Origin of the sequence: Paraplanobispora siamensis, from assembly GCF_016863175.1 — a bacterium.
Classification (GTDB): Bacteria; Actinomycetota; Actinomycetes; order Streptosporangiales; family Streptosporangiaceae; genus Planobispora; species Planobispora siamensis.
In genome coordinates this window covers 17,908-30,163 of the sequence record NZ_BOOJ01000071.1, presented here as the reverse complement: position 1 = coordinate 30,163, position 12,256 = coordinate 17,908, and the positions used below count along the sequence as shown (strand labels likewise).

At 72.5% G+C, this 12,256-nt stretch carries 7 protein-coding genes; 3 read left to right on the top strand and 4 right to left on the bottom strand.

Annotated features, from left to right (window positions below; genetic code table 11):
* Positions 1-279: 279 nt before the first annotated feature.
* On the bottom strand, positions 280-1,200 hold the full coding sequence (locus tag Psi01_RS36980; protein WP_204068824.1) for a UbiA family prenyltransferase: 921 nt from the start codon (positions 1,198-1,200) through the stop codon (positions 280-282).
* Between the two features lie 324 nt (positions 1,201-1,524).
* Between Psi01_RS36980 and Psi01_RS36975 the strand changes: the two genes are divergently transcribed.
* On the top strand, positions 1,525-3,258 hold the full coding sequence (locus tag Psi01_RS36975) for a 2-isopropylmalate synthase (RefSeq protein ID WP_204068823.1): 1,734 nt from the start codon (positions 1,525-1,527) through the stop codon (positions 3,256-3,258).
* Positions 3,259-3,420: 162 nt separating this feature from the next.
* The gene (locus tag Psi01_RS36970) at positions 3,421-6,132 is read left to right on the top strand and encodes an AAA family ATPase (RefSeq protein ID WP_204068822.1); all 2,712 of its coding nucleotides are present in this window, start codon (positions 3,421-3,423) and stop codon (positions 6,130-6,132) included.
* 12 nt (positions 6,133-6,144) lie between these two features.
* Here Psi01_RS36970 and Psi01_RS36965 read toward each other — a convergent pair whose 3' ends face one another.
* Together Psi01_RS36965 and Psi01_RS36960 are read right to left on the bottom strand one after the other, a co-directional pair.
* The gene (locus Psi01_RS36965) at positions 6,145-6,354 is read right to left on the bottom strand and encodes a DUF5988 family protein (protein ID WP_204068821.1); all 210 of its coding nucleotides are present in this window, start codon (positions 6,352-6,354) and stop codon (positions 6,145-6,147) included.
* Positions 6,355-6,372: 18 nt separating this feature from the next.
* Positions 6,373-7,893 (bottom strand): acyl-CoA carboxylase subunit beta, encoded by a 1,521-nt coding sequence (locus Psi01_RS36960; protein WP_204068820.1) that lies wholly within the window; start codon positions 7,891-7,893, stop codon positions 6,373-6,375.
* A 172-nt stretch (positions 7,894-8,065) separates the two neighbouring features.
* On the opposite strand from Psi01_RS36960, the gene Psi01_RS36955 reads away from it, so the two are divergent.
* On the top strand, positions 8,066-11,269 hold the full coding sequence (locus tag Psi01_RS36955) for a GH92 family glycosyl hydrolase (protein ID WP_239128303.1): 3,204 nt from the start codon (positions 8,066-8,068) through the stop codon (positions 11,267-11,269).
* A gap of 123 nt (positions 11,270-11,392) precedes the next feature.
* On the opposite strand, the gene Psi01_RS36950 is transcribed toward Psi01_RS36955, so the two are convergent.
* Positions 11,393-12,184 carry an ArsR/SmtB family transcription factor gene (locus Psi01_RS36950; RefSeq protein ID WP_204068819.1) on the bottom strand — a complete coding sequence of 264 codons (792 nt, stop codon included), beginning with the start codon at positions 12,182-12,184 and terminating at the stop codon, positions 11,393-11,395.
* Between the last annotated feature and the right edge of the window lie 72 nt (positions 12,185-12,256).

Below are 12,256 nucleotides of genomic sequence, written 5' to 3'. Positions count from 1 at the left end.
TTCCAGCGCGTAGCGTAGCCGCCACGTCGTCCAGGACGTAACGAGCGGTCGAAAGGGCCTGTTCACGGGCTTGCGGATCCGCGAAGACCATACTGCCGGCGGCCTGCAAGGCCGACTCGAACTCGGCGAGTATTTCGATACGACACGTTTCAACTAATCTCGCCGGATCGCCCGACTGCCCGTGCACCGCCAATGTCCCCCCTCCACCGTGGGACTAATGTTCGAGCGCCCCCCAACTATCCCTTGCTGCACACAATAATGCAACATTTCCGGTCGCATCTATATAGCGCATACAACAGCGGTCAGGTGAACAACATGCTGCGTTCCCATAAACACGCCGTACGGGCGCCGGAGCGATCTGCGCCCCTTCTCCGCCCGCCGGCGGCGGGTCACGGCGACGACTCCGGCGCTCCCCGCGGCCATGGCCAGGAAGACGCCCAGCAGGGGCGCCCCGAGCCACCAGACGGCCGCGCCGAGCGCGGCGCACAGGGCCAGGGAGGCCACCGCCATCGCCAGCCGCGCCCTGCGCTCCCCGACGAGTACGCCGAACGTGCGCCGCCCGGCGGCGGCGTCTCCATCGATGTCCGAAAGGTCCTTTGCGGGCACTCCGACCAACACCATCCACCCGATCGCCGCCGCGGCGAAGACCACCAGCCCCGACGGCACCGAGACGTCCGTGCCGCCGGCCGTCGCCACGACGAACCCGCCCAGGTATGAAAGCAGGCCCGACAGGCACAGCACGGCCACCGTGCCGCCCGCGCTGCCCTTGAGCCGCAGCGGCGGCCCCGAGTAGAGATAGCCCAGCACCAGGTTCCCCGCGACGATCCAGGTCATGGGCTCGGGGAGCCCCACGGTGGCCAGCATCGCCAGGCCGGCGCCCGCGGCGGCGACGACGGCGGCGGTCCGCCGGTCCAGGTCGCCTCGGGCGATCGGCCTGCCGGAACCGTTGATCCGGTCCTCGGCGACGTCGGTGACGCCGTTGAGCAGGTAGACGGCGAAAATGGACAGCACCCAGGCCGCCGCCCCTCTCAGAACCGTCGACGGACCGGGCACCGCGACCACCGGCAGGGCCAGGGCGACGCCGGTCAGGAAGCGCAGGAGCGAGACCGCCAGGACGAGCGGGCGGGCCTCGGCGAGGCACAGGACGAGGGTGCGGGGGAGGGCCGGCACGGCCCGGAGCCCGAGAGCGATAGCCGCCATGACTGGAGTCTTAACCGCCGTCCGGGCCCTCGGTAAGCGGCGTAACCCGAAAGCAGCAGGGGGAGTACACCTTTCGATCCCCCTGCGATGCTCCCCCCGGATACCGGCCGTGAACTCCTGACCCCCTATCTTGTGGGGACCCGCGGACCCCTATAGCTTCTGGCATACCCAGTAAAGATCTCCACAGAGCGGAGCGGATTCGCGGAGGAAACGCGGATTGTTCCGTTTCTCTTATTCCGCGCGTCGCTCCGCGAAAAACGCTCTGGCAGCGTGAATCCGGTGGACCGCCGCGACTCATTCGATTCAGGGAAAGGAAATCCGAGGATGCTGGGCGCCGAACGCTACCGAGAATTCCGGCCGATCGACCTGACGGACCGCACGTGGCCCGGCAGACGCATCCGCAAGGCCCCCCGCTGGCTGTCCACCGACCTGCGCGACGGCAACCAGTCGCTGGCCCGCCCGATGTCCCCCGAGCGCAAGCTGGTGATGTTCGAACTGCTCGTGCGCATGGGGTACAAGGAGATCGAGGTCGGCTTCCCCGTCGCCAGCCAGGACGACCGCGATTTCCTGCGCCTGCTCATCGAGCAGGACCGCATCCCCGACGACGTCCGCATCACCGTGCTGACGCAGGCCCGCGAAGAGCTGATCAGGGACACCCTCGACATGCTCAAGGGCGCGCCGCGCGCGCTGATCCACATCTACAACGCCACCTCCCCGCTGTTCCGCCGGCTGGTCTTCGGCATCGACCGGGACGGCTGCCGCGACCTGGCCGTGCACGCCACGCGGGTCATGATGGACCACGCCGAACACGTGCTCGGCGACTGCGACCTCGGCTACCAGTACTCCCCCGAGCTGTTCAACGAGACCGAGCTCGACTTCTCCCTGGAGGTCTGCGAGGCGGTCATGGACGTCTGGCAGCCGGAGGCGGGCCGCGACATCATCCTGAACTTCCCCACGACCGTCGAGCGCTCGCTGCCGAACGTCTTCGCCGACCAGATCGAGTGGCTCGACCGCAACCTGTCGCGCCGCGAGCACGTCTGCCTGTCGGTGCACCCGCACAACGACCGCGGCACCGGCGTGGCCTCCGCCGAGCTGGCGCTGCTGGCGGGGGCCGAGCGGATCGAGGGCTGCCTGTTCGGCAACGGCGAGCGGGCGGGCAACGTCTGCCTGGTGACCCTGGGCATGAACATGTACGTCCAGGGCGTCGACCCCGGCATCGACTTCTCCGACATCAACGCCGTGCGCCGCACCGTCGAGCTGTGCAACCAGCTCCCGGTCCACCCGCGCCACCCCTACGGCGGCGACCTGGTCTACACCGCCTTCTCCGGCTCGCACCAGGACGCCATCAAGAAGGGCTTCGACGAGCGCGAACGGCGCTCGGCCACGACCGGGACGCCGGTGGGCGAACTGCCGTGGGAGATGCCGTACCTGCCGGTCGACCCCAAGGACGTGGGCCGCACCTACGAGGCGGTGGTCCGGGTCAACAGCCAGTCCGGCAAGGGCGGCGTGGCGTACGTGATGAGCGCCTGGCACGGGCTCAACCTGCCGCGCGGCCTCCAGGAGGACCTGGCCGCCCGCGTGCAGGCGCAGGCTGAGGCCGCCGGCGGCGAGCTGTCGCCGGAGCGCATCGGCGCGCTGTTCCGCGAGGAGCACCTCTACCACGGCGACCCCTTCCGCCCGCTGCCGCTGAACCGCGAGCCGGTCGAGGTCACGCTCCACATCGACGGGGGCGCGCGGCAGGCCGGGCCGGGCGCGGCCGAGGACCTGGCCTCGCTGCTCGGCCCCTGGGGGATCCGGGTCCTGGCGGTGCACATCACCGAGCCGCCGCTGCACGACACACATCTGGAGCGCGAACCGCTCGACGGCCGTTCCCCGGGCGAGGTCGTGATCTACGCGGAGTGCGCGGTGGACGGGGGCACATCCTGGGGCACGGGCATGCACGCCGACATGGCCGCCTCGGCCTTCTCCGCCGTCCGCGCGGCGCTGCAGGCCCGTCCGGCGGCGTGCCCCGAACCGTCCCGTCTCCCCCTCCCCCAGCCCCTCGCCGCTGCGGGCTGACGAGCGCGCGGCCGACCGGCGGCCGCCGGCACGGAAGGAAACCACGATGACCCGGATCCGGAGGGTGAGGGAGAAGCCCCGGCGCAGACGCGCCCACCGGCTCGACCTCCGTACCCCGTCAGGACGCTACCTGCCGTATTGACACGACCAAGGAGGGCCGTCATGGCCGAGCACGACCAGGTACAGGGGATGGCCCTCCTGCGGGACCTCCTGGATGAGGCGGTGGCCGGGCGGGGCCGCATCGCGATGGTGACGGGCCCCATCGCCACCGGCAAGAGCCGGTTGCTGGACGGCCTCACCGAGCACGCGTTCGACCACGGCGCGCTCCCGCTCACCGCGACCGGCTCACGGGCGGAACGGGATCTGCCCCTGGGCGTGCTGTCGCAGCTCGTGCACAACACGCCGATGCCGGAGGAGCACCGCGCGACCACGCTGAGCCTCCTGCAGGAGGGCGCCCGCGCCCAGCTCGCGGGCGAGACCCTCGACCACATGGACGTGCAGATCGTGGACGCGCTCTGCACGGTCCTGCTGGAGCTGTCGGAGCGCTGCCCGCTGCTGATCGTGGTGGACGACGCCCACCACGCCGACCGCGGCTCCCAGCTGTGCCTGTCCTACCTGGCCCGCCGGGTCAAGTACACCAAGATCATGCTGGCCTTCGGCAGCACCGACCAGCACGCGCACCAGCCGTCCCTGCTCCACGCCGACCTGCTGCGCCTGCCCCACTGCCGCCGGATCAGGCTCGCCCACCTGTCGCCGGAGGAGGTCGCCGAGCGGGTGGCCGGGCGGGCGGGCCGGGAGATCGCCGACCGCCACGCGACGCGCTGCCACGAGCTGAGCGGCGGCAACCGCCTGCTGGTGGACGCGCTCGCCGAGGACTTCCGGGAGACGGACGCCCCCGGCGGCCGGTACGGCGAGGCCGTACTGAACTGCCTGCACGGCGCCGGCCCGGACCTGCTGCGGGCGGCCCGCGCACTGGCCGTCCTGGGCGAGCCGGGACCGGTCGCCCGCCTGCTGGACGAGAGCGAGGCCGACACCGCCCAGGCGCTCCAGGCCCTGACCCGCGCCGGGGTGCTGGGCGAGGGCCGCTTCCGGCACGACGCCGCCCGGTCGGCGGTGCTGGCCGCGCTCGACGCCGCCGACCGCACCGGCCTGCACCGCCGCGCCGCCGAGCTGACCTACCAGGACGGCGCGGCGGTGACGGTGGTGGCCGACCACCTGCTGCTGGCCGCCCGCGCCGACGAGCCGTGGAACGTGTCGGTGCTGGAGGAGGCCGCGGGCCACGCGCTGCGCGAGGGCCGAGTGGAGCCGGCCATCGACTACCTGAAGCTGGCCTGGCAGGGCTGCGCCGACGAGCGGTGGCGGGCCAGGATCGCCACCAAGCTCGTCCGCGCCAGGTGGCGCATCAACCCCAGCACCCCGGTGGGGCAGCTGGCCGAGCTGACCGAGGCCCTGCACAAGGGCCATCTGGGCGGCGGCGACGCCGTGGTGCTGGCCAAGGCGCTGCTGTGGCACGGCCACGTGGCCGACGCAAAGGACGTCCTGCACCACCTCAGGGGCCTGGACGAACTGGACCGGGAGGGCATGACGGAGCTGGCCGTGGCCCGCGCCTGGTTCCACGGCGCCTGCCCGTCGTTCCTGTCCCACCTGCCGGAGCCGGACGCCCGCGAGGCCGCCTGCGCCACGCACTCGCTCACCGCCGCCCGCCGCGTCGAGTCGGCCAACATGCTCGTCAGGGCCCTGGCGGAGGGACCGAACGCGGAGACCGCGGCGACCGCCGAACGCGTCCTGCGCGGCTCGCAACTGGACGAGATGTCCATGGACACGGTCGAGAGCGCGCTGCTGACCCTCACCTACGTGGGCCGCGCCGACCGGGCCGCGCCGTGGTGCGACGCCTTCATCGAGGAGGCCGTACGCCGCCAGGCGCCCAGCAGGCAGGCCCGGCTGTCGGCCATCCGCGCCGAGATCGGGCTGCGCCGCGGCGACCTGGCCGCGGCCGCCGGCGACGCCCGCCGCGCCCTGGAGATCATCCCTCCGGGCAGCTGGGGCGTGGCCGTCGGCGCCCCGCTGGGCGCGCTGCTGTGGGCCGGCGCGGCCATGTCCCGCCAGGAGGCGTGCCTGCCGCACGCCACCCAGCCCGTGCCGGAGGCCATGCTGGAGACCCGCTTCGGCCTGCTCTACCTGTACGGCAAGGCCCGCTTCACGCTCATGGCGGGACAGGCCGAGCAGGCGCTGCGGGACCTGCGGCTGTGCGGTGAGCTGACCGGCCGGTGGGGTCTGGACAGCCCGGAGTTCATCCCCTGGCGGGTGGACGCCGCCGAGTGCCTGGTCCGCCTCGGGGACCCCGACGAGGGGCGGTCCCTGGTCGAGGAGGAGCTGCGCCGCGGCCCGGGACGCTCCAGCCGGGTGCACGGCATGGCGATGCGGGTGCTGGCCGCCACCGGGGAGGCCAGGCACCGGGTGAACCTGCTGCGCCGCGCGGCCGACCTGCTCCAGACGGGCGGCGACAAGTACGAGCTGGCCAGGGCTCTGTTCGACCTCGTGGAGGCCTACCACGCCATCGGCGAGTACCGGCGCGGCGGGATGCTGGCGCGGCGGGCGAAGGCGCTGGCGCAGGAGTGCCACGCCGACGGGCTGAGCCAGGCGCTGTCCCCGGGCGACCACGACGGCGAGGCGCCGGGCGTGCAGCCGATCCTCAGCGACGCCGAGCGGCGGGTGGCCGCGCTGGCCGCCGACGGCTACTCCAACCGGGACATCTCCGCCAAGCTGCACATCACGGTCAGCACCGTGGAGCAGCACCTGACACGGGTCTACCGCAAACTCAACGTGTCCCGCCGCACCGACCTGCCCTCCCGGCTGGTCGGTGAGCGCCTGTGAGTCACTCCTGAGTCACTCCGCCACGGCCGTGCGCATGACCCAGGAGAAGACCAGGGCCGGTTCGCCGTCGATCTCGGTGGACGCGCCCTGGTGCCGGAAGTGCTCGTAACCCGCGCCGTGGAGCAGCTTGAGCGTCTCCTCCGGGGAGTCCACGCTCTGGATCCGACGCTCGGCGGGCAGATGGGCGGGCCCGCCCACCAGTACGGCTGTGAACTGGGACATGATGCGCCTCCTGGTTCCTCACAAAGGGATGTTGGAATGGTGGCCACGGGTGCGCGGGGCGCGGTCGAGGGCCTCGGCGATCCGCAGGCGGGTGGTCTCGGGTGCGATCACCTCGTCCACGACGCCGAGGGCCACAGCCCGCTCCACGCCGCCCGCGATCCGACGGTGCTCCTCGACCAGCCGGGCGCGCAACCCCTCGCGCTCCTGCGCGGGGGCGGCCGCCAGGGCCTTGCGGTGCAGCACGCCGACGGCCGACTCCGCGCCCATGACCGCGACCTCGGCGCCGGGCCAGGCGAAGGTGGTGGTCGCGCCGAGCGAGCGGGAGTTCATCGCGATGTACGCCCCGCCGTACGCCTTGCGGGTGATCAGCGTGACCCGCGGCACGACGGACTCGGCGAAGGCGTGCAGCAGCTTGGCGCCCCGGCGTACCACGCCGTCCCACTCCTGGCCGACGCCCGGCAGGTAACCGGGCACGTCCACCAGCACGACGAGCGGCACCCCGTGGGAGTCGCACATGCGGACGAACCGCGCGGCCTTCTCCGCTGACAGCGCGTCGAGGCAGCCGCCCTTGTGCCGGGGGTTGTTGGCCAGCACGCCGACCGACCGGCCGCCGAGCCGGCCGAGGCCGACCAGGATGTTGGCCGCCCACCGGGGCTGCAGCTCCTCGAAGCCGCCGTCGGCGTCCAGCAGCCCGCGCACCAGCGGGCGCACGTCGTAGGCGCGGCGCGGCGACTCGGGCAGCAGCGCGCGCAGGTCGCGGGGCTCGCGCAGGGCGGCCGGATCGAACGCGCCCGGGCGGGTGAAGAAGCCGGTCAGCAGGCGGGTGCGGCGGATCGCGTCCTGCTCGTCGGCGGCCACCACGTGGGTCACGCCGGACCTGCGGGCGTGCGCGTCGGGGCCGCCGAGCCCGTCCATGTCGATGACCTCGCCGGTGACGCTGCGGACGATGTCCGGGCCGGTCACGAAGACCCGGCCGGCGGGCGCCATGACGATCAGGTCGGTGAGCGCGGGCCCGTACGCCGCCGCGCCCGCCGCGGGGCCGAGGATGACCGAGATCTGCGGCACCACGCCCGAGGCCCGGGTCATGGCGGCGAACATGCGGCCCACGCCGTCCATGGACTCCACGCCGTCGGCCAGCCGGGCGCCTCCGGAGTGCCACAGGCCGATCACCGGACAGCCCTGGCGTACGGCGGCCTCGATGGCCTCCACGATGCGCACGGCCCCGGCCGCGCCCAGCGCGCCGCCCATCGTGCGGGCGTCGGTGCAGTAGGCGACGACGGGAGCCCCGCCGACCAGCCCGTGGACGGCCCTCACGCCGCTCTCGTCCGCGCCGCCGAGCGGGACGGCCGAGTCCGGGTCGAGGAGCAGAGCGAGCCTGACCGCGGGATCGCGGGGATCGGCGGCGGGCTCGGCCGGGCTCGCGACCGGGCTTCCGGCCGGGCTCCCGACCGGGCTCCCGACCGGGCTTCCGACCGGGCTTTCGACGGAGACCGCGGGCTCGGCTGGGCTTTCGACGGAAACCGTGGACACGACAGTCATCGCTGCTTTCCTCACGCCGGCTCGACACACAGGTACCTGCGAATGTGGCAACCGGCTTCCGCGCCCGTCGACCCCTACCCCCGGCGGCAGGTTGTGACCGCCCTTTCTGTCCGTTGACCGTGATCAGCGGCGCGAGGTGCGGTGATAGGGACCTCATCCCTGGAGGATTGCCGTGTCCAAATGGTCTCTACCGATGGTCGCCGCCCTCGTCGCGGCCGCCCTGATATCGCCCGGCCCGGCCGCGGCCGCCCCGGACGTCGCGCTCGAACGCGATCCCGTCTCCCTGGTCAACGTCTTCCACGGGACCAAGGAGGCGGCGGCCGACTTCGGCCACGGCGGGGGCGGGGGCATGACGTTCCCCGGCGCCGTGCTGCCGTTCGGCATGCTGCAGTGGAGCCCCGACACGGTGGCCAACGCGGGCGGCGGCTATCAGTGGGAGGACAACCGGCTGCGCGGGTTCTCGATGACGCACATCTCGGGGCCGGGCTGCACGGGCGCGCAGGACTTCCCGGTGCTGCCCTTCTCCGGGCCGATCGGCCGCTCCCCCGCCACCCACGGCGAGGACTACGTCCAGACCTTCAAGCACGAGAACGAGGTGGCCTCCCCCGGCTTCTACAGCAGCGTCCTGGACACCGGGATCAAGACGGAGATCTCGGTGAACATGCGGGCCGGCGTGGCCCGTTTCACCTTCCCGCAGGGCAGGCCCGGCACGATCCTGCTGAACACCAGCGGCTCGGTCAACGGCGTGGACGACGGTGAGACGAAGATCAGCGGCAACACGGTCCAGGGATGGGTCCAGACCGGTGGCTTCTGCGGCCCGCCGATGCGCTACAAGGTGTACTTCCACGCCGAGTTCGACCGCCCGGTCACCGGCCACGGCACCTGGAAGGACGACGAGGTGCGCCCCGGCGCGGCCGCGGTGGACAACGCCGGCGAGGCCAAGGTCAGGGGCGATCTGGTGGTCCCGGGAGACGTCACGGTGAACGGGCCCGGGTCCGGGGCCTACCTGCAGTTCGACCCCTCCCAGCCGGTCCAGATGCGGGTCGGCCTGTCCTACGTCAGCATCGACGGCGCCAGGCGGAACCTGACGACGGAGATCGGCGGCAAGGGCCTCGACCAGGTGAGGCAGGAGGCCGGCGCCGTGTGGAACGACCGCCTGCGCAAGGTGGCCGTCGGCGGCGGCACCGCCGACCAGCGCCGGACGTTCTACAGCAACCTCTACCACGCCCTCCTGCAGCCGTACGTCTTCGACGACGCGGACGGCTCCTACACCGGCATGGACGGCAAGATCCGCACGGTCCGCCCCGGCCACCACCACTACGCGACCTTCTCCGGCTGGGACATCTACCGCAGCGAGGTGCAGCTCCTGGCCCTCCTCGCGCCCGACGTGGCCGCCGACATCGCCCAGTCCATGTACGCCAACGCCCAGGTCCTCGGCAACGTCTGGGACCGCTGGTCCCACCAGAACGCGGTCACCGGCGTCATGGTCGGCGACCCGTTCCACGTGATCCTGTCCACCATGTACGCCTTCGGCGCCCGCGACTTCGAGCACACCGCCGCGCTGCGGGCCATGGCGGAGGCGGCCCGCCGGGCCGGCCCCATGGACATCGGCCACCCGCAGCTCGGCTACGACGAGCGTCCCGGCAACGCCGCCTTCATGAAGCAGGGCCACGTCCCGAACGACCCCTCCGCCACCCTCGAGTACGGCCTGGCCGACTTCGGGATCGCCCAGCTCGCCGCCCGCCTGGGCGACCGGGCCACGGCCGCGGAGTTCATGCAGCGGGCGCAGGCGTGGCAGAGCCTCTTCAACGCCGGCAACGACTGGATCCAGCCCCGCATGGGCGAGGGCTCCTTCAAGTCGCCGTTCGACCCCGGCGACCCCGACGTCTACATGGAGGGCAACGGCGCCCAGTACCACTGGCTCGTGCCGCACAACGTGCACGGGCTGTTCACGGCGATGGGCGGGCGCGACAAGGCCGTCGCCCGTCTGGACGAGTACTTCACCGAGCTCAACGCGGGTCCGGCGCGGCCCTACGCCTACATGGGCAACGAGCCCGCGCTGCCCGCTCCGTGGCTGTACGCGTGGGCCGGGCAGGCGCACAAGACGCAGAAGCTGGTGCGCCGGGTGCAGAAGGAGCTGTTCGGCCCCGGGCCCGACGGACTGGTCGGCAACGACGACCTGGGCACCATGGGCGCCTGGTACGTCTGGTCGGCGATCGGCCTGTACCCGACCATCCCCGGCCGCGCCGAGCTGCTGGTCAACACGCCGCTGTTCGACCGCGTGGTGGTCGACCGGCCCGCGGGCGACATCGTGATCAACGCGCCCGGCGCCGCCGCTCCGTACATCCGCGGGCTGAAGGTCAACGGCACGGGGACGAGCCGGGCGTGGCTGCCGGAGTCGTTCGCCACGGGCGGCGGACGGCTGGACTTCACACTCGGCTCCACCCCGAACCAGGCCTTCGGCGCCAGCCCGCGCGACTTCCCGCCCTCCTTCGACCAGGGCTCGAAGCCGTACCTGGCGGGACTGACCCGCGGCAGCGGCCCGGTGGAGCCGGGCGGCGTCTTCGAAACGGACCTGGTCGTCCGCTCCCTGGGCCGGTCGGCGACCCTCACCTGGCAGGCGCGGCCGCCCGCGGGCGTCACGGTGACGCCGTCCGGCGGCACGCTGGCCGTACCGGCGTCGGGGAAAGCGCAGGTGAAGCTCAGGATCTCGGTGCAGGCGGGCACGGAGCACGGCTTCCGCACCGTGCCGATCGCGGTGGGCGACGCGACCGCCGGCGTCCGGCTCAACGTCGCCGGGCGCGGCACCCCGGAGTGGCACCACAACAACGCCGGCATCGGTGACATCACCGCGCCCGGCGAGTCCAACCTCGACGGCCCCGGCTTCAGCTACTCCGCCCAGGCTCTGGCCGAGGCGGGCCTGCGCCCGGGCGAGCCGGTGACCTGGAAGGAGTTCCGCTTCACCTGGCCCGACACGGGCAGGGGCGAGTGGGACAACCTCCGCGTCGGCGCCGCCCCCGTCGAGGTGGCGGCCCCGGCCGGCGCGAGCAGGCTCTCCTTCCTCGGCGCCGGCACCCACGGCCACCCCCAGACCACCGTGACGCTCACCTACACCGACGGGACCACGGGCACGGCCCGGCTGGGCTTCAGCGACTGGATCCTGGACTTCGGCGGCGACACCCCCCAGTACGGCAACGAGATCGTGGCCACCGCCCCCTACCGGCAGTTCTGGGGATCATGGCTGCTCCAGCCCATCGGAACCCACGTGTACGCCTCCCAGCCCATCCCCCTGGACCCGGGCAAGACGCTCAAGTCCCTGAGTTTCTCGCCGGTGGACGAGGGCCAGATGCACATCTTCACCTGGTCCTTCGCCTGACCGTCCGCCTGAGGCCCGGCCGCTCCAGGCCCGGCCGCCTCGGATCCGGCCGCTCCAGGCCCGACCGCCTCCGGCTCGCCGGAGGCGGTCGTCTCACGTCATCGCGGGCGGCTCGTGGGCCGGTCACGCATCGTCCGGCAGCGGCTCGCCGGTCTCCAGCAGCGACTTCAGGCTCGCCACCACGTTCGGCCAGCCGTGGCTGACCATCTCGGCCAGACCCGATCCGGGCTCGAAGCCGTCGTGCACGACGGTGAGCTTCACGACCTGCCCCGCCTCCTCGAGCGTGAAGGTGACCTTCGAGCGGGGCTCGCCGGACAGCCGGGCGAGCAACTCCTCGTCCCATCCGAAGCGCTTGGCGAGCTCCGGAGTGATGGCGTGCCAGGTGTAGGAGAGCCGGCTGTAGGGTTCGGCCTCCAGCACGACCTGCTCGGGGTCGCTGATCAGCACGCCGTGGTTGTCCCAGGTCATCGGCGAGCCGGCGGACCAGTCCGTGATGAACTCCGTGGCCCAGTAGCGGCGGGTGAAGGCGGGCTCGGTCAGCGCCTGCCAGAGCTTCTGCGGGGTGGTGCGGATGTAGGTGGTGTAGACGAAGGTCGGCGCGTCCATCGGGGTCTCCTCCAGAGCGAGTTTCAGGTCCGCCAGGGCCTGGACCCTGGCCCGGTCGTAGCGGCTGATCCACCGGTGGGCGATCTCGTGCACGGGCGCGGCGTTGAGGTAGTGCAGCTTCTCCCGGCCCCGCCGCATGGTGGTGACGAGCCCGGCCTCCTCCAGCACCGCGAGGTGCTTGCTGACGGACTGCCTGGCCATGTCGAGTCCGGCGCACAGCTCGCGCAGTGTCTGCCCGTTGCGGGCGTTGAGCGAGTCGAGCAGCGCACGCCGGCTCGGATCGGCCAGCGCCTTGAACACCTCGTCCATGCCCGCTCTCCTGCCCGGGCCGCCGCCCGTCAATATGCAGCCTTCCGGCTGCCTTTAAATTAGGCAGCCGGA